This window comes from Leptospiraceae bacterium (assembly GCA_024233835.1).
Classification (GTDB): Bacteria; Spirochaetota; Leptospiria; order Leptospirales; family Leptospiraceae; genus JACKPC01.
In genome coordinates, this window is record JACKPC010000001.1 from 1,103,562 (window position 1) to 1,122,118 (window position 18,557).

General features: G+C 37.5%; 20 protein-coding genes. 9 read left to right on the forward strand and 11 right to left on the reverse strand.

Annotated features, from left to right (window positions below; translation table 11 throughout):
• Window positions 1-11: 11 nt before the first annotated feature.
• The 6 genes from H7A25_05100 to H7A25_05125 form a co-directional block, all read right to left on the reverse strand.
• Window positions 12-1,301 carry a hypothetical protein gene (locus tag H7A25_05100; protein MCP5499256.1) on the reverse strand — a complete coding sequence of 430 codons (1,290 nt, stop codon included), beginning with the start codon at window positions 1,299-1,301 and terminating at the stop codon, window positions 12-14.
• 67 nt (window positions 1,302-1,368) lie between these two features.
• Window positions 1,369-3,264 carry a tRNA uridine-5-carboxymethylaminomethyl(34) synthesis enzyme MnmG gene (mnmG, locus tag H7A25_05105; GenBank protein MCP5499257.1) on the reverse strand — a complete coding sequence of 632 codons (1,896 nt, stop codon included), beginning with the start codon at window positions 3,262-3,264 and terminating at the stop codon, window positions 1,369-1,371.
• Window positions 3,265-3,271: 7 nt separating this feature from the next.
• Window positions 3,272-4,603, reverse strand: coding sequence for a threonine synthase (thrC, locus tag H7A25_05110; protein MCP5499258.1), 1,332 nt, complete (start codon window positions 4,601-4,603; stop codon window positions 3,272-3,274).
• Window positions 4,604-4,839: 236 nt separating this feature from the next.
• Window positions 4,840-5,814: an Rpn family recombination-promoting nuclease/putative transposase gene (locus H7A25_05115; protein ID MCP5499259.1), complete on the reverse strand. Its 975-nt coding sequence runs from the start codon at window positions 5,812-5,814 to the stop codon at window positions 4,840-4,842.
• Window positions 5,815-6,019: 205 nt separating this feature from the next.
• Window positions 6,020-6,643, reverse strand: coding sequence for a tetratricopeptide repeat protein (locus tag H7A25_05120; protein ID MCP5499260.1), 624 nt, complete (start codon window positions 6,641-6,643; stop codon window positions 6,020-6,022).
• Complete coding sequence (locus H7A25_05125; GenBank protein MCP5499261.1) at window positions 6,643-7,950, reverse strand: hypothetical protein; 1,308 nt, start codon at window positions 7,948-7,950, stop codon at window positions 6,643-6,645. Before H7A25_05125 ends, H7A25_05120 begins: the two co-directional genes overlap by 1 nt.
• Before the next feature lie 50 nt (window positions 7,951-8,000).
• On the opposite strand from H7A25_05125, the gene H7A25_05130 reads away from it, so the two are divergent.
• The 3 genes from H7A25_05130 (at window position 8,001) to H7A25_05140 (ending at window position 9,788) form a co-directional block, all read left to right on the forward strand.
• Complete coding sequence (locus tag H7A25_05130) at window positions 8,001-8,642, forward strand: hypothetical protein (protein MCP5499262.1); 642 nt, start codon at window positions 8,001-8,003, stop codon at window positions 8,640-8,642.
• The gene (locus H7A25_05135; protein ID MCP5499263.1) at window positions 8,639-9,283 is read left to right on the forward strand and encodes an HAD family phosphatase; all 645 of its coding nucleotides are present in this window, start codon (window positions 8,639-8,641) and stop codon (window positions 9,281-9,283) included. The genes H7A25_05130 and H7A25_05135 overlap by 4 nt, the downstream gene beginning before the upstream one ends.
• Before the next feature lie 103 nt (window positions 9,284-9,386).
• Complete coding sequence (locus H7A25_05140) at window positions 9,387-9,788, forward strand: sporulation protein (GenBank protein MCP5499264.1); 402 nt, start codon at window positions 9,387-9,389, stop codon at window positions 9,786-9,788.
• 116 nt (window positions 9,789-9,904) lie between these two features.
• Here H7A25_05140 and H7A25_05145 read toward each other — a convergent pair whose 3' ends face one another.
• A complete protein-coding gene (locus H7A25_05145) occupies window positions 9,905-10,126 on the reverse strand; it encodes a hypothetical protein (protein ID MCP5499265.1) in 222 nt (73 codons plus the stop codon).
• 157 nt (window positions 10,127-10,283) lie between these two features.
• Here H7A25_05145 and H7A25_05150 point away from each other — a divergent pair, with 157 nt between their 5' ends.
• Together H7A25_05150 and H7A25_05155 are read left to right on the forward strand one after the other, a co-directional pair.
• Window positions 10,284-11,213 carry a histone deacetylase gene (locus tag H7A25_05150; GenBank protein ID MCP5499266.1) on the forward strand — a complete coding sequence of 310 codons (930 nt, stop codon included), beginning with the start codon at window positions 10,284-10,286 and terminating at the stop codon, window positions 11,211-11,213.
• Between the two features lie 99 nt (window positions 11,214-11,312).
• Window positions 11,313-11,471, forward strand: coding sequence for a hypothetical protein (locus H7A25_05155; GenBank protein ID MCP5499267.1), 159 nt, complete (start codon window positions 11,313-11,315; stop codon window positions 11,469-11,471).
• Window positions 11,472-11,527: 56 nt separating this feature from the next.
• On the opposite strand, the gene H7A25_05160 is transcribed toward H7A25_05155, so the two are convergent.
• Window positions 11,528-12,241 (reverse strand): hypothetical protein, encoded by a 714-nt coding sequence (locus H7A25_05160; protein ID MCP5499268.1) that lies wholly within the window; start codon window positions 12,239-12,241, stop codon window positions 11,528-11,530.
• Window positions 12,242-12,376: 135 nt separating this feature from the next.
• Here H7A25_05160 and H7A25_05165 point away from each other — a divergent pair, with 135 nt between their 5' ends.
• Entirely contained in the window at window positions 12,377-12,673 is a 297-nt protein-coding gene (locus tag H7A25_05165) for a hypothetical protein (GenBank protein MCP5499269.1), read from the forward strand.
• A 208-nt stretch (window positions 12,674-12,881) separates the two neighbouring features.
• Complete coding sequence (locus H7A25_05170) at window positions 12,882-13,343, forward strand: hypothetical protein (protein ID MCP5499270.1); 462 nt, start codon at window positions 12,882-12,884, stop codon at window positions 13,341-13,343.
• 52 nt (window positions 13,344-13,395) lie between these two features.
• On the opposite strand, the gene H7A25_05175 is transcribed toward H7A25_05170, so the two are convergent.
• From H7A25_05175 to H7A25_05185, 3 genes are all read right to left on the reverse strand, one after another.
• Complete coding sequence (locus H7A25_05175; GenBank protein MCP5499271.1) at window positions 13,396-13,896, reverse strand: hypothetical protein; 501 nt, start codon at window positions 13,894-13,896, stop codon at window positions 13,396-13,398.
• A gap of 57 nt (window positions 13,897-13,953) precedes the next feature.
• Window positions 13,954-14,148, reverse strand: coding sequence for a hypothetical protein (locus tag H7A25_05180; protein ID MCP5499272.1), 195 nt, complete (start codon window positions 14,146-14,148; stop codon window positions 13,954-13,956).
• Between the two features lie 613 nt (window positions 14,149-14,761).
• A complete protein-coding gene (locus tag H7A25_05185) occupies window positions 14,762-15,016 on the reverse strand; it encodes a hypothetical protein (protein MCP5499273.1) in 255 nt (84 codons plus the stop codon).
• A gap of 141 nt (window positions 15,017-15,157) precedes the next feature.
• Here H7A25_05185 and H7A25_05190 point away from each other — a divergent pair, with 141 nt between their 5' ends.
• Complete coding sequence (locus H7A25_05190; protein ID MCP5499274.1) at window positions 15,158-15,487, forward strand: helix-turn-helix transcriptional regulator; 330 nt, start codon at window positions 15,158-15,160, stop codon at window positions 15,485-15,487.
• 90 nt (window positions 15,488-15,577) lie between these two features.
• On the forward strand, window positions 15,578-18,556 hold the full coding sequence (locus H7A25_05195; GenBank protein MCP5499275.1) for an Eco57I restriction-modification methylase domain-containing protein: 2,979 nt from the start codon (window positions 15,578-15,580) through the stop codon (window positions 18,554-18,556).
• The last annotated feature ends 1 nt before the right edge of the window (window position 18,557 follow it).

An 18,557-nucleotide genomic window follows, 5' to 3' on the forward strand; every position in this document is an offset into this window, starting at 1 on the left:
ATATATTTGAATTATACTACTTCGGGAGTTTCGCTTTTCTCTTCTTTTTCAATTTGTTCCACTACATTTTTCGCAGGTTTAACTAATTTGGCTTCCAGTTTACATTTGGGATAATAACCTTTTTCCATACGCTTTCCTATATATCCGAAAGGATTTAATGGATTCACAATATTTATATCCCTACCCCGAATACTTAAAGGACATTTCTCTAACTTCTTCTGGCAGAGAACCTGAGTAGAACGGGGTTTCGGATAGGCCCAGGCAGATTCAAAAGGACAGGATTTTTCTATTTCTGCAATCCGTTTTATATTGTCCAAAAGTTCGCTATATTGTTTGAAACGTGAAACTACTTTTTTAGGAAGTTGTCCTTCAAAAAAACCTTTCTCAATATTGTAAGAAAACATAGTAAGAATTTTGGAACCCGGGTCTTTATCCTCACCGAGTCTCCGATTCATCTCTTTAATGAATCTGGCTATTTTCATAGCTTCCAATACATGACGAATGACTTCTTCGGAAAACTCATCTCTCTGAGAAGGAGCGGTTCGACTCACTTCTCTAAAAAACACATTTTCTTTCAAATTATCCATATTTATGTGAACGGGCTTTGCATCATCAACAATGGTTATTACCGGTGTCTCTACTATTGAGACTACTTCGTAAGGAAGGTTTATCTTGTCACAAAAATGTGCCGAGATAGAAGAAAGCTCTTTGAATTGTGCTTCGGTAAAATTCTGAATCTTATAAAAATTACTACCGGCCATAGATAGATCACAGAAAAGACCTGATAAAAAAGAGTAACGGGTTAAGAATTTGAAATACTCCGGATTTTGCAGGGTAATCGACATGGTGAGAAGTCCCATGTCAGCCATATAGTTAAAGAACTCCGGCTCAGTGGTATAAAAATATAGAAGAGCTAAGGAAATCGCAGGATCGGTAAAGGCATTCTCTATAAGACTGAGTATATCCACCTTCCTTTCTGAATTATTTAATAAGAAATTAGCTATTGTATTATCCTGAACATCAATTCTTTTATAGATTTTTTTAGCCAGAATAGGGTTCAAACGGTTTTGAAGATCACGGTTAATAAGAATTTTAAAGGTAGGCTCAAAATCTTCCTGTATAGAAATCAGGCGTTTTAAGATGGCATCACTGATCAGGGAATGAGATTTAACCATAACGGTTCCCGAATTATCGATTAATTGGTTTGCCAGTTGAAAACAGTTATTCAGATGAAACCTTTCTATAAAGGTTATCAGCTCTCCGATATCATAAAACTCGAGGCAATTTGGTTTAAGCTTCATGTGTATCCCCTTTTTATTCTTCTATCATAAAGGCCAAATTAAGTTAGCCCTGGTGTTTTATGATACATTAGACGTTAACTTCTTTTTTTTCTTTTTCTAATAGATAATATAATAAAATATCCACATCAGAAGGATCTACCCCGGAAATCTGGGCTGCCCTTTCAAGATTTACCGGCCTGTGCTTTTGTAGTTTTAGTAATGCTTCCGTCTTTAAACCTGTAAGGATGGAATAATCAAAGTTCTCCGGAATTTCTTTGCTATAGTGTTTTTTCCTGTAATCAATTGCTTCCAGTTCTTTTTTTATATATCCTTCATATTTGATTTCCATATTCAGAACCTGGATATCTTCGTCGGGCAAGCTTGCTAAACCTTCTATAAATTCTTTGCATTCTATGAGTTGAATTTCCGGACGTTTTATGAAAGCATCGATTTTCGCACCGTATTTTATGGAATGCAAGTTTTTCTTATCCAGAAGTGTTTGTAGTTCAGGTGAGGGCTTTAAACCGGTAGAATAAATTTTCTGTCGCATTCCCTCGATTCTTTCGTATTTATCCTCCATTTTCTTATAATCCTCTTTGGAAACCAGTTCCATCCGGTAGGCATATTTCATCAGTCGCTTATCCGCATTGTCCTGACGGAGTAATAAACGATGTTCTGCCCGGCTTGTAAACATTCGATAAGGGTCTTCAACTCCCTTATATACCAGGTCGTCAACCAATACTCCTATATAGGACTCACTGCGACTGAAATACAGGGGAGCTTCTTTTCTATGTGCTAAAATAACATTATAGGCAGCAACCAGTCCCTGGGCAGCAGCTTCCTCGTAACCCGTAGTTCCATTGATTTGTCCGGCATGGTATAAGCCTTTTATTTTATGGGTTTCGAGGCTCGGTTTCAATTCGGTTGGATCTACATAGTCATACTCTACAGCATAGCCGGGTCGAATGATTTCCGCTTTTTCCAGACCCTTAATACTTCTTACCAGTTTCCACTGTACCTCTTCGGGTAAACTGGTAGATATTCCATTGGCATAAATTTCTTTTGTATGATACCCTTCCGGTTCGAGAAAAATCTGGTGTCTCTGCCTTTCAGCAAAACGTACGATTTTATCTTCTATGGAGGGACAGTACCTCGGTCCGGTAGATTTAATTTGTCCGGAATACATAGGGGACAGGTTAAGCTTTTCCTCTATAAGCTTATGAGTCTCTAAATTCGTATAGGTAATATAACAGGGAACCTGTCTTCGGGTGATCGTTTCTGTTGAAAAAGAAAAAGGAACAGGAGGTTCGTCACCATGCTGAGCTTCCAGTATAGAAAAATCCAGGGTATCGGCGTGCAGTCTCGGAGGAGTTCCGGTTTTTAACCTTCCGAGACGAAACTCAAACTTCGCCAGAGAAGAAGAAAGGCCCATAGCTGCGGCATCTCCGAGTCGTCCCGACTCCTTCTGAAAGGTACCGATATGGATAAGACCCTTTAAAAAGGTTCCCGTTGTCAGAATAACAGCCGGGGCATAAATGGTAAAACCCCTGCCGGTTTTAACTCCCCGTATTTGTTTATCTTCAATCAGGAACTCTTCGACTGTATCCTGCCTGAGGGAAAGATTTTTTGTTTTTTCAAGGGTATGCTTTACGCAGAGCTGGTATTCTTTTTTCTCAGCCTGGGCTCTCGGTGCCCAGACCGAGGGGCCTTTAGAGGTATTGAGCATTTTGAACTGTATTCCGGTTGCATCAATCACCTTTCCCATGAGTCCACCCAGTGCATCTACTTCCCGCACCATATGTCCTTTCGCGATACCACCTATAGCCGGGTTACAACTCATCTGCCCGATAGTATCGAGGTTCATAGTAATTAGAAGAGTTTTAAGCCCCCCTCTCGCTGCAATATAAGAGGCTTCTGCACCGGCATGACCGCCTCCCACAACGATACAATCAAATTGATCGGGAAAAAAAGAATCCATAGTCATTTATAACCTAAATTTTTTGAATCACATCCATGACTGCATCGAGTTTGGCCGGAAGCTGAATAATTTCATTGGCCATCCTCGAAGAAACTCCATTTAACTCATGTTTATGGTATTTAACTTTAAACTCCGTAAATTTTAAACCGGAAGCGGTAGAAATCACGACTACAGACTGTCCTTTCTGTATAACTCCCTTTTCGATAAGCTTGAGCATGGAAGCAAGAGCAACCCCCGTATGCGGGTCATTGTACATGCCGTAGAGGTCACCTCTCGCAGCCGCATCGGCCAGTTCTTCTTCGCTTGCCTGCTCGACCACTCCTTGAAAGGTTTTCAAAGTTTTAATGGCTTTTCGCACGGAAACCGGGTCTCCTATCCGAATAGCGGAGGCTTCCGTAGCTTTGGCCTGAACGGGTTCAAAAGTCTGAAATTCCTTGAGATAAGAACGATAAAGAGGATTGGCATTCTCTGCCTGAGCTAGAGCTATACGGGGAAGTTTATCAATAATGCCGATTTCTTTCATGAGTAAAAAACCATTTCCGAGGGCTGATACATTTCCGAGGTTTCCACCCGGTATCACTATCCAATCCGGAACCTGCCACTCTAATTGCTGGGTAATTTCGGCAGAAATACTTTTCTGGCCTTCCACCCGGAGTGAATTCATAGAATTGGCCAGGTAAATATTACTTTCTTTGGTTACTTCCTGAACGATTTTCATACAACCATCAAAATCGGTATCCAGAGAAATCACTTTTGCTCCATTAGATACCGGCTGAATGAGCTGTGCAGTAGAAACCTTATCTCCGGGAAGAAAAATAATCGAAGGAATGCCGGCTTTAGCAGCATAGGCCGCAAGAGCTGCTGAAGTATCACCCGTACTGGCACAGGCCACCGCCCGGATAGAAACTCCTTCGGAAAGCATTTGCTTCACCTGACTGACCAGAACCGTCATGCCGAGGTCTTTAAAAGAGCCTGTATGAGAAACCCCGCATTGTTTGATATGTAGAGACTTTAAACCCAGATCTTTTGCAAATCTATCGGCTACAAAAAGGTGGGTTTTACCTTCTCCGATACTTACAATATTGTTCTCATTGATGCCGGGCAAAATCCATTCTTTTTTATTCCATACACCGGAGGTATTCGGAAAGCGAACCGAACCCAGACGGCCATCAAAGGTCGCTTTCCATTCTTCGGCAGAAACTTTTTTTAAAGCCTCTGTGTTATGGCTGACCTGTAAAAGTTCTCCGCACTTTTTACAGCGATATACAATTTCATTTAATTCGTAGGTTTCTTTACAATTCTCATTGAAACAGGTAAAATGGGCATGAAAATTCTTTTGACTCACGGGTCTTTTCCTCCGGCCTTTATGGCAGAATGCAAGAGGCTATTTTTTGGAAAACAGGTTTTTTTTGAAAATTTGATTTCGCTTTCCTTTTGTGTTAATAGTATAACTGTAAAAACTATTCAACGTCCGGCTGAACGGAAAGCAAAACTCGCCAAATAAGACCTCCCTCTGCCCTGTGAATGAGCGAAGCGAGAGAACGAATTAGGGAAGGGGGAATGAGGGGCTTAGGTAAAAAGCTAATAGCTGAAGGCTTTTTTAAAAAAATTTACCAGATAAGCTTCGGGAAGTTCAGTCATTTCTGAAATGAAATCAAGAGAGGAACCTGCGTGTTTCATTTTTATCGCGGTTCGGAGGGCTTTTTTATGCTCAGCTCTTTTTTCACGAATACTCACAAGACGCTGTGTCTTCTCTATCTCTTGAGTTAGATAGCGTTCCTTTTCGATGCCCTGTTCCACTCCTTTTTTGAGTCCTTCCTCGAAAGCATACTCGATGGTGGCTTCGTGGTCTCTTTCTGTTTTCAGACGCATCTCGTAGTAGTTTCGGGTTTTTCTGTCCAGAGAAATATCCTGAAGGGCTTCAACCGCTTCACGAATTACAGGGTTCTTGATTTTGAGCTCTTTCACGTCCTCTTCCTTTAATTTCTCGGCTTTTTGGATGAGATATATCCAATCTTCTAAATTAGACTCCTGAGTTCCGGATGTATTCAGGAATTTCTTCAGTTCTAAAATGTGGATTTCGAGGTCTTTCGTCAAGGCTATTTCTCTGCCTGATGTTTCCAGAACCCGGAAAATGGAATGATAGTTTTCTGTTTCCAGAAGCTTGAAATTTAAAAAAGAAACGGAATAAACCGGTTTTAAGTCCGAATATTTTTTTCCTCGAACTATCTGCTGGGAATAAAGCTTTGCCCAGTAATATAGAATTCGTTTTCCATAAAATTTCTGGGGAAAGGCCTGCATTTCAATTCCGAAATATTGTTTGTTTTTATTCTTTGCATGTATATCGAGAACCGACAACTTATCACTCATAAGGTCTCCGGGAATTTCCGGGTTTAGTATTTTTAGCCGGGTGATTTTTTGATTGCCTTCAAAGCCCAGAACCGAGTTTAAAAGGTCAGCCAGCAAATGCGGATACTTTATGCAAAATATCTTAAATACAATATCGTTATGTAAGGGTAGAAGTCCGTTCTGTTTTTCCGTATCTTTCTGTTTCATTTTATGATCTCCTACTATAAAGGGTTTAAAAATGCACAAATGGAACAAAAATTTTCTATGGAATAGGAAGCCAAACTGGACTTTTGGGATAATTTTTGGAATTTTTTTTAAGCCGAAATCTGGCTCCCTTTTCCCCAGCCGGATGTGGTTGCAGAGCGTAAGCCAAAGCACATCCGGCTGAACGGGGGCCGGGGGATAAATAATCTTACTTACCTTTATTCTTTGAAATATTACACTTATTTTGAAGATATAAAAATTCCTTTTTATTCCTGTCGTTTTCGGTAGATATAGCTGTATCGAGACATTTTTTCATCCAATCGGCAGCCTCACAGGGATTATCAAATTGCCGGTATTCGAGAACTGCAAGGTCTCTATATAATCTTTGATGGTACCGGCTATTTTTAAATTTCGTATTTTGAAACACGGTATCTGAGGTTAAAAAGTAGTCTTTCGCATCCTCAAATTGTTTTTCCTTTACATATATAAGACCTATATGACGTAAGGTACTCGCATAAAACAATGTATAATGATAATTATAATCTTCTAATTTTTCCTTTAGCTTTAAATAATATTCCAGATCTTTTAAATTTTCAGCTTCATAATCAATGGTTTTGGGATCTAAATTTTTTTCTATTTCTTTCGTTTCTTTATTTTTTTCCTCTTCTGTTTTTTCCGGACTCAAGCTGACTTTATTAATTTTTTCTTGAATGACTTCTTTTCCTTTAACTTCCTTCTGTCCGATTCTTACCCTATACTTATATAAGATTTCTTCCGAAAAAATCAGGCTACTAAGAGTAATTAAGAAAAAAAATAAGCGTATAAAAAACATTACTTTAACCTTTCTATAGCTTTTTGCACTTTTTCTTCTTCTGATTTATAGCCCGATTTTTTATACGCCAGTATACTTTTTTCAAAATGGTCTAATGCAATTTGTTTTTGGTTTTCTGAAACATACAATTGACCCAGAGTAAAAAGAGTATCCGCATAATTTCGAGTATTTTGCATTTTATTTTTTTCATACGAATCTTTGCAGAAAAGATAATAATTTTTAGCTGCTTTATAATCTTTATCCAGGATTTTCAAATATCCAAGACCGAACATAAGATCAGCATATCCGCTATTGGACGACATTTTCTTTGCATCATAAATCTTTTTTGCATCGAGATACAATTTCCGGGCTCCGGGACTATCACTCTGCATCAGGGTAACCGAAGCTAAAGAATATAATACATTTGCATAGCTTGTACTTTTGCTTTGCCCTATTTTTTCAAAAACCTTTTGTGATTCCAAAAAGAAAGGTATGGCATCCATAAACAAACCCTGTTGATATCTGGCCGAACCCGCTAAATTTAGAAGTTCCGCATAATCTAATGTGTTCTGCTTGTCTTTAGCTTTAAAGAGTTTTATAGCTTTATTGTAATAAAAGATAGCTTTATCTAATTTACCCATCAGGGCAGAAGCATAACCCGCATACATAAAAGCTTTATCATGCGAAGCATCCACTTCAATGGCTTTATCGAAAAAATGTAAAGCCGTATTATTATTCACATATAAATTTTCCAGTCCTTTGGAGAAATAATCAAAAACCTTTAAGTCTACCTTCTTTTCATCCTGTGATTTACTTTCCTGTTTTTGTATTTTATTCTGAATCGAAGTTAAAGAATACTTCTTCCCGCTGAGTAGATTATGAACTACTTTATCCTGTAGTTCATGAATTTGCGTTAGCTCTCCTCGAAGTTTCACACTGGATTCGGTTGTCGCTGTTTTTAAATCCACATAAAAAGCGATGATCTTAATTTTATCACCCAGCACCTGGTAAGAACCCCGGATAATTTTCTCAGCACCGGCAAACTCTCCTAATTGCAGGGCTGAATTTTCTTTTATAATTCCCTGCTGAGCAAGACTCACCTCTTTTAAAGCGTTTTCTCTATCTGTTTTGGTTATAACCGTAATTTCCTGAATCATACAAAGATCCGCGATAATAGATTCCTGTATTGCAAAAGAATAGGAAGAATGTTCTTTACTGCTGCCGCTTAACATGGTAAAAGGTTCTACCATGATATGAGTTTTAGAGGAAGAAAAAATAGCAGGTGTATAGATTAAAAAAAAAATTGCAAGTTTTAAGATAGGTTTCATACCTGTAGGAGTATAAAAAATCTTTAAAATAAATCAAGTAAATTTCCAGTATGAACCTTTTATTAAACTACCAAAACTATTTCAGACCTCAGTTGAAAGTATATCATCTTCTCATTCTGAGCCTTAGCATTCTTTTTTCCTGTAAATCCTTTCATCTTTCCCAGACGGATAAGAAATACTTACAGAACAATAAAAAAGTCGGAATACATGGTTTTCAAGTTCAAATCGAAACCCAGGAAACGCTGGGAGCAAGACTCAGTCGGGGAGTAGTTCAACTTGTTTTTCCTGATAGCAAAGATGGAAAACCAGATAAAGAAAAACTTAAAGATCTGGCAATGGACACCATACTGAAAAACTTTTTAGATAAAGGTTTCTATCCGGTAGAGCGAGAACAACTCAGGCAAATTCTAAAAGAGTATTCTCTTCGACAGGCAGGTGTCATCGATGATTTGAAAGAGTTAAAACTCTCAGGGATTGATAGTATTTTTACTGCTCATTTACAAATACGAATAGTAAGTAGCTTCTGGAAAACAAAGGCAATTCTATCTTTTTCGGGAAGACTTATGGACATCAAAACAGGTATGATACTTGCTTCCGGTTCTATCTCAAAAGAGTTTGAGGAAATTCGGGAAAAAAATATTACCTCTATGATCGATTCCTGGTTTTCGGATATGTATAACGTAAGAGAATGAAAGCATTATTTTTAGATATGGATGGGCTCATGGTAGATACAGAAAAATTATACCAGGCCGCACAAAATGAAATATTTGGTAAATATAATATACTCATAGATGAATCTATTCTAAACAAAATAATGGGTCAAAAACCTATAGACTCCTGTCGAATTCTTGTAGAAGAAACCGGCATTCCCCTTCAGCCTGAAGACTTATTACATAAGAGAAACCAAATTATGGAACAAAAACTTCACTCCGAATTAAAAATGATGCCCGGACTCATGGAATTTTTATTGGAATTTCAGGGCATATACCGGATGGCTGTTGTCACCGGTGCTTCAAAAAAATTTTTAGATAGTATTCTTGCTTCTTTGAATATTCGATATTTCTTTTCAAGTTTCATAAGTTCGGATGAAATTAAAAAGGGAAAGCCCGAACCGGAAATTTATGAAAAAGCTATGGAATCTCTCTGTGTATCCAAGGAGCATGGCATCGCATTAGAAGATTCTTCTAATGGGGCTCTTTCGGCTAAAAGAGCGGGCCTGTATGTAATTGCCATTCCCAATGTTTATACCTCAGGGCAGAACTTTAGTTTTGTAGATTATATGGCTAAAGATTTATACGAAGCTAAGGAACATATAAAAAATCTAATATTATAAGATAGGAACGGGGAAATTATCAAAAAATAAATATCACTTGACAGAGTCTTACTTTTTTTACAAAAAAAGAACTATAGAGCTAAAATTATAAATGGAGTTATGTATGAGTTTAATGGATTCTTTTAAAAGCATGGTGGGAAAGGGTCTTCCTAAGGTAGAAGTAAAGCTTAAAAAAACCGAAGCTGCTGTTCTTGAAAGTGTGAAAGGCATGGCAACTATCACCGGCGGCGAATACCCGGTAGAAATTGAAAAAATCGTATTATATATGCAGACTCTCGAAGAAAATGTAGAAACAAGCAAAACCCACGAGTCTTCCTCGAAAGTAGGTACCATTACCTTTAATGACTATGCTCTTGAAGTTGGAGAAACCATTGAACTCCCTTTTCAAATCAAAATCCCCAAAAGCAATCTTTTAACTTCTACTGCCATAAAAAACTTTGTAAAGGTTCATCTCTCAATAAGCGGTCAGGATACATTTGGAGTTTGTGAAATTAAAATCATCTGATAACATCCGCCAGGTTAAACACAGGTACTTATAAAGAAAAAAAACCGGTATTGCACCGGGTGGCCTTTCAATGATTTGAGAGGGAATAGTTAAGCATGAAATAGGAATAATAAGAGCTATTCAAGTCCGGACTTTTTTTCCGAATTTTTATTTACCAGAAGGGGTTTGGAGGGAGTTTTTTCCTCCAATGAGTAATTCATCTGATAAGACTTGCTATCAGCGTATTCCCTATCGCTTTTTATACTGTTCGGGTGAGGGTTGAATAAAAAAAGTGCAGATAGAACCACTCCCACAACTAAAAAAGAACTCACGAAAAGGAATTTAGTAATCGTAAACATATCTCTTGCTGACCCCTATAAATAATTTATTGATAGATAGTAATTTAGACGTAAAAAGAAAGAATTGCAATAAATAAATTTATGAAAAAATAAAAAATTCAGATTTATTTCTCGCTGCCCTTCCGTAAGTTTGAACCAAACTTTTCAGGAAATCACTATGACTACAGCTTTTATTCTTCGAAAGGAATTCTGGAAGCATGATACGGGTCTGTATCATCCGGAAAACAGCCAGAGACTGACAGCCATACAGGAAAGGCTCGAAAGCACCTCCTATTTTAGCAAATTAAACCGCTTACAGGGAAGAGAAGCCACTGAAGAGGATTTAAAACTCATTCATGATTCAGATTATGTTTCGAAGGCCCTGAAACGACTTAGTCTGGGTTCGGGAAGCTTTGATGCGGATACTCCCTATTCGGAAGGCAGCTACTCAGCAGCTTTATTAGCTGCTGGTGCCGGTTTAGAACTGGCAGATGCAATTCTCGAAGGTAAGGCCCAAAATGGCTTTGCCCTGGTTCGACCTCCCGGCCACCACGCGGAAACCAACAGGGCTATGGGATTTTGTTTTTTTAATAATGTAGCGATAACCGCTCGTTATCTACAAAAAAGCCTGAAAAAAATATTCATAATAGATTGGGATGTGCACCACGGAAATGGAACTCAAAGTTCTTTTTATGAAGATGATACGGTTTTCTTTTTTTCCAGTCATCAATACCCTTTCTACCCGGGTACAGGCTCTTTTCAGGAAATCGGTCTGGGAAAAGGGAAAGATTTTACAAAAAATCATCCCCTGCAAAGAGGAAGTGGAGAAGATAAAATTTTAGAAATTTTTTCTGAAAGCCTTTTGAAAGAAATTGAAAAATTTCAACCGGAGTTTATACTTATTTCTGCGGGATTTGATGCCCACAAAAAGGATCCGCTGGGAGGGTTGGAATTCAGTACATCTACCTTTGAAAAAATGACCATCCTTGTAAAAAAGGCTGCCGAAGAGTTTTGTAAAGGCAGAATCATTTCATTTCTTGAGGGTGGGTATGATGTTTCCGCCCTATCTGAATCTGTAGAAGCACACCTGGCTGTGTTAAACTCTTAAGCCAGAAAGGAGGCAGCCATCTATTTTACCCAGAAATTAGCTGATTTAAAAGCAAAGGTAGACAATCTGGAAGATTTTGTAAGTCTTGTTCGCCAGCAAATGAAGAAAAAAAGAGAGGAACGAAATTCCTGGTCGAGCTGGCACAAAGAATGGAAAGAGGCCTGGTTAAAAAAATCAGAAGACAGGGAATCTGAAGAAGAACTGGAAAAAAGACGAAAAGAAACCAGTATCACACGCCGTTACCCAACCCTTCCCTGAGTGTTTAAAAAGTGGTCGCTTGAGTACCTTCGGATATCGAAGCGACCACCCTTTGATTAAAGTTCCCGGCTTCGAAGGAAGGCAAACACCTTTTCTTCTAAAAATTCTTCTACTCGGTGAATACGGCTGGTATCGATAGATTGATGAATAGATTCAGGTTTTTTCCAGATGAACTGGGTTTCCATAAAAACTTTCTTCGGATCGTTCAAAAAAGATTCGATTCGAACTTCTACAATAGGTTCTTCGTTTTGTCTGGGTTCCTGGTTGTTTAAAACAAGACGCAAACCCCCTCCCTGAACCTGCTTTCCGAGAACCGATAATTTTTCAGGTTTTTGCCCCAATAGCGACTCCCAGATTTCCTGAAAGGCATGTTCCCGAATCGAATCGGCAAGAATCCGAAAAGTAATATCACTCGATAGGATTTGTTTTCCTTCTAAGGGCCATACTTCTTGAAAGGCTAAGAGGATCCTTTCGATTTCCTCTTCCAGAAGCTCAAGGGAATAGGAAGGCTCCGGCACAATAATTAATAACTGACCGAGATTCTGCCCCGGATTCATAAGCTTTATTTCGAGAGGAGAAGTCCCCTGTCGTAAAAGATTAATCTGAGCCACATTATAGTTTGCTACAGTAATTTCCACTTTTTGCTCTTCCAGTTTGGCCTGAAATTGCAGGGACTGTGCTTTATCGAATAGGGGTAAAGGAGCAAAGATGTAATTCACTCCCGTGTGGATAATTTTCTTTCCCTGGATAATCATACTTTTTCCAGACAAGCCTTTCAGACTCCCTTCTTCCGTCAAATTGGATTCCTCATATTTATTTTTAAAGGAAGAAACTTTGTTTGGTCGATAAGTACAATGACTTTAGATAATGACAAAGTTTAAACCTAAAAACGGAGGTTTGGGTTTATGGATCCTTTGGCAATTAACACGGATGTAAGTCGCATGGAGAGGACGGGTTTACCCGCACATCAGTATCAGGAAGATCTGATTGCTTCTCCTAAAGAAAGCGCAGTAGAACTCAAGCATGTAGCTCCTGAGCCCATACAGGATGTATATGAATCACAAAAAGCCCGGGAAGAAAAACATCAGCCCAGGCACCAGGTGATAAGTGCAGAAGAAATCACCAACCTGATTCATATGCTGGTTCTTAGAACCCCTATGGAATGGAAAGGAGAAGAACGATTGCTTGATATAAAAAGTTAAGAGGTGGTTTCTGATACTTTTAGGACTTATCATACAGGATGGATGGCTATATTTTTTAGGGTTTATACTTACCCTTTTAATTCTGGCCGTACTCTGGATTCTCTATATCCAGTTTATAATTCCGTATTTAAAGCTTCGTTCCGCTGAAATTATTCCTCCTCCAGAAAAAGGAGCTAGTTTTGAATTCGTAGTAAAAGAAACGGAAAGAATGAGTAATTTTGTTATAGGCAGAAAAGTGGGACATTTAGCAACCAAATGTGATGCCATCTCAGAAAACCATCTTGTCTTTCAATTTAAGCGAATGAGGGATTCGGAGGAATACGATATTCTGGTGAAGCGGGGCGGGGCTACCATGGTAAAACCACCTCGCATGTCGGTTTATACAAAAATGGATTCCAACTTAAAATTAGAAAGCCATGAAGTTATCGGTAAGACTGCTGACTTCCGGATTTCAGATGGAATGATAAAAGACCGGATGACAAGTTATATTGAAATTAAGCTTACCTCCCAATTTTTTGTAGATCACAAGGGAGCGGAAAGGATGAAGTTTATTTTTACCGTCAATCGGATTCATCCGGGAATGCTCTTTAAGAATCCATCCAAACCCTATTTCTACAGCCTGGGTAAACCTAAAGGGGAAGAACAGGAAGATATTCCGGATGAGGATTAGTTTTATTGGAAGCAAGCGAGCCACCGATGGCTCGCATACGATTTAACCCCTGTTATCTGGAATATTTAATTATCTCGTCGGTTTCTTCTGCATCCTCAGAAAGTCTGTCTGTTGTAAAGCTAAAACCTTCTTCAGGAATGATATTAAACATTACGGTATCGATTACATTCTGGTCATGAACAATATTTAAGCGGTATTTCCCTTCTGCCAGATTCTCAAACTTTCCTTTCAGGTAGTTGGTATCTTTTTCTACAGATTTTGTTTTCACTTCTATCTCTACGAAACCGAGAGACTCTTTTTCGAGGGTGACAATAAAACTTTTTCCGGAACCCGGACTTCGATCGAACATATACATGAAGTGGATAGTATCTTTCGGGGAGAAAAAAAGATTCTCACGGGTAACAGTATACTCTGTTACCACAAAAAGCTCTTTTTCGAGCAGATCGATTTCTCTTTCATCGCTGACATGCCATCCAAAATTTCCGGAGGGAACTCCACAATGACTAAAAAGAAGTAGAAGGAAGAATACAAAAAAATAATTCAATATTTTCATCGTTTACCGGCTTACTAAATAATACTTCGGAAAAAAAAAGAATTTCAGTAAGAAATCTTACTCTTTTATAACCCTTCCCTTATCGGTAACATCAATTTCTCCGGGACGATGAGTTTCCGAAAAAGGATTCCTCTCTTCACCGGAACTCGTGTGAACATAAAAATTCGCATTTAGTTTCTTAAGCAGGTAACGACCCAGTAATTTCAGGCCAAAATAAAAAACTAAGAAAAATAGAATGATTTTGATAAGCATAATGACCCAGTCTATAATCGTTTAGACCAGAGGTCAAATGCTTTTGGTAGAAAGAAAAGGAAGACCTCCTTTTTTCAGAGAAAAAAAACTTGATTCAAATTTTATATAGTATCTGGTTAGCCACTTATAAACCCCGATTGTTTGGAGCTTTATAAATAAAAGCCCTAACCACTAGTACCCAGAGCATACACCTGAGATACAACTTTCAGGTTGCTGTAAAGGTCAGTATACTACCCGCTATACTATTCCAGTATACGTACAGGTAGGCGAAAAAGCTATAATTACGTATACCGGCAGCTAATCCCGTACCTATACTTGACTGCCTGAGAACCTGAAAGGTATACTGTAGTTGTAAGCTTTTTGTAAAACCGGTGTTTTGGTTTATTTAATGAGCGAGTCAAAGCACCGAAGGATAGATTATTTATTTTCTGTTTTTCAAAGACTCCGGATTTCTCCTGTCATGCCAGACAGCTACTATCGAAATCAGGGTTTCTTTGAGAACGTAGTAGAGGGAGAAAGGAAAACGCTTTAGTCTTGTTTTCATTTTTCATGATAAACCCCCTGAAGACTCCCAGTTTTAAAATGCTGAAAGCTGATCGCTGACGGCTGAAAGCTAAACATGTAATGCCTCCAAATCTCTTTCTACTTCTTCCCTTGAAAAACCGGGATGCGGGTTTTCTTCCATACGCTTTAAGCGGATGGACAGATCATGTTCTCTGGACAGATCATGTTCTGTCCCTACAGCAGGGATGGTGATGTCCTCAAAAACTACAACGACGGTGTAAGTTCCCCCTTCTACAGCCTCTGGTAGCCTGGTGGTGAGGGTTCCATCCTCGGCGACTGTGGCTTCTACTTCGTAGTGTTGCATAACTATGCTCCTTTGTTGTTTAACTACCCAGCGATTCTGCTTGACGGCATGGCCGAAGGAGAGAAATGCTTGGTTAGTTGGTGTTTACCAGAATGTTATACTATATCGCACAAGTCAATAAAAAAGCGAAAAAATATAATTATGGATAAAGAAAAATACAAAGAGCTATTTACATACCTTGGCATGAAGCAGAAAGATTTTGCTCAAAAGTATGGTGTCCAAGCTTCCAATTTAAGTGATATTGTTAATGGTAGAGCTAAACATCTCCCAATCGATGTTATTCTTAAACTAAATGAAGAGCATGGGTTTAGTATTAAATGGCTAATACAGGGAACCGGACAAATGCTGGATGTGAAAAGCAGTAATTCTCTTAGTGAAGAAGAAGAAATCATCCTTAATGAAGTCCGAAAAGATCCGAAACTATTGCGTATTTTAAAAGATTTGATTGTTTCCCTTAAAAAAAATCTGTAAATATCCTGCGTCATTTTTAGCAAAGCAAAGAAAGTAGAACAATTTTGTCTGTAGGATCGATATAATACTTAAAGAAGTAAGAGAATATTCATGAACAGAAATGACGGAAAAACAGTAATAGAACAAAAAGTAGAAGATTTTTATAAAAACCAATCAGTATATTTGAGCAAAAAGTTTCAGGAAGCTGAAGCAAGATCAAGATTTATCGACCCGTTATTTGAAGCACTTGGTTGGAAGATGGATCAAACAGGGATTCCTCACTCACAATGGGATGTTCATCGTGAGTTTACCCAAAAAGACAATTCCAGAACAAAGAAACCGGACTATGCATTTCGGATTAACGGCAAGGTAAAGTTCTTTACAGAAGCCAAGGCTCCCTGGGTTCCTCTGACCGACAAAGAACCTGTTTTTCAAGCTAAAAGATATGCTTATTCTACTTCAGGAAAAGCCCCTATTGTTATCCTTACAGACTTTGAAGAGTTTAGGGTTTTTAATGCCATAGAAAGACCTATATTCGATAATCCTTCACATGGAGTTATTAAAAAGTTAGATCTACATTATGAGAAGTATATAGATAACTGGGACTTATTATATGATACTTTTTCTAAAGAAGCTGTATTAAATGGAAGTATTGAGAGTCTACAGGGGAAAATTACTAAGAATACCAGAACTTTAGATAAAGAGTTTTTATCTGATTTGGTAGAGTGGAGAGAAAATGTAGCAAGAAATCTTGCGATACGAAATGAAAAATTAACTGTAGATGAAATCAATGAATGCGTGCAAAGAATCTTAGATAGATTAATCTTTATTAGAAACTTAGAGGATAGAGAAATCTTTCATGATACAATATTAGACTTAGCTTCTACAAAAGATGGTATCTATAAAAGACTCATTCCCAAGTTTCGAGAAATTGATAAACAATACAATGGTGAACTATTCAAAGAACATTTAAGTGAAAAGATTGTTATTGATGATAAAGTATTATACGATATTATAATAAACTTATACCCTTCTTATTCTCCTTTTCAATTTGATTTAATTGAACCGGAAATCCTCGGACGGATTTATGAAAAGTTCCTTGGTTCAAAAATTCGCTTAACAGATAGCCACAGAGCAAAAGTAGAAGAAAAAGATGAAGTGCGTCACGCAGGTGGTGTTTACTATACTCCGGAATGGATTGTGAATCATATTGTTGAAAATACAGTTGGAAAGCTAATAGAGGGAAAATCTCCAGAAGAAATTTCGGGTGAAAAAAATAATAGTTTACCACTTTCCATATTAGATCCGGCCTGCGGCTCCGGTAGCTTTTTATTGGGAGCATATCAATATTTAATAGACTATCATAAGAAGTGGTATGCTGAAAATGCCGGAAAGTCCAAGAAATATGAAAAGGACTATTATAAAGCCCAGGATGGTGAAATTCGCCTAACGCTTTCCAAGAGAAAGTCTCTATTGAAAAATCATATCTTTGGAGTGGATATTGATAGGGAAGCAACCGAAGTTGCTATCATGAGCCTTTGTTTAAAAATGCTCGAAGATGGAATCGATGAACTTCAATTTGGTGAAAGAATTCTTCCCGATTTATCGGGTAATATCAAATGTGGAAATAGCCTGATCGATAGAGATGCACTGTTTCAACATAATATGTTCGGTAAAACCGGAATTCAAGCCTTTGACTGGAAAGATGAAGAGGATGGATTTGGAGAAATTTTTAAAACAAAAGGCGGCTTCGATGCGATTATCGGAAATCCTCCATATATAAGAATTCAAGAAATGCAAAAATGGGCAGAAACAGAGGTAAAGCTATATAAGGAAATATATGAATCAGGAAAGAAAGGTAACTTTGATATATACATTTTGTTTATAGAAAAATCCTTATATTTGATTAATTCAAAAGGTTTATGTGGTTTTATTCTCCCTCATAAATTTTTTAATGCTACGTACGGAACAAAATTAAGAGAGATAATATCTTCAAATAAAAATTTAATTAAAATTATACATTTTGGAGATTTACAAATTTTTGATGGTCCCACTACTTATACTTGTCTTTTATTTCTTTCTAAGGCTCCAATAGATTTTATTTCTGTAACTAAAATAAAATCTATAGAAGAATGGAGAAGAAATGGTTCTGCTGAAATTGGTACAATAAATTCGGAAGAGCTTTCTTCCGGTGAATGGATTTTTCAAGTCGGTGATAAAGCAAGTATTTACCAGAAGCTAGAGAAATGGCCAATAAAACTTTCAGAAATAGTTAATATTTTTGTAGGATTACAAACTGACGGCGATAGTATATTCATATTAGAAGAAATCAGTCAAGATCAAGATTCGGTTATCTGTAACTCAAAACAAACAGGGGAAGATCATATATTTGAACAAAATCATTTAAAATATCTTATAAAAGGTTCTTTAAATATTAAACCATATTCTTTAGTGGATGTTTCTAAAAGATTGATTTTTCCATACTATACATCAGGAAATAAATCTCTACTCATAGACGTAAAAACATATAAAGAAAAATACCCTAAAACATGGAGTTACTTAGAGTTAAATAAAAAAACTCTATCCAAGAGAAATAAAGGAAATATGGGAAATGATTGGTATGGTTATGTTTATAGAAAAAATCATACAAAATTTGATCAAACAAAAATATTAGTACCTTCGATTGCCTCAAGAGCAAGTTTTGCTCTTGATAGAGAGGGGAAATATTATTTTGTTGGTTCTGGCGGAGGTGGTGGTGGCGGTTATGGAATCACAATAAAAGAAGAATTTCAAATATCTTATGAATATTTATTAGGTTTATTAAATTCAAAACTATTAGATTCTTATTTACAATCTTATAGCAGTCCTTTCCGTGGTGGATACTTTGCATATAATCGCCAATATATCGAAAAACTTCCTATCTATATTCCCGACCCTGCTGACAGGGAAAAGTTTGCTATGTGCAAGCAGATTGAAGACTACGTAAAAACCATCCTACAATTGAAAGCAGAGGGCAAAGACAAAGACGCTTCCTTTCTCGAAAAGAAGATTGATAGTCTGGTTGAGAAGATTTATGAAGTGGAGTTATAGA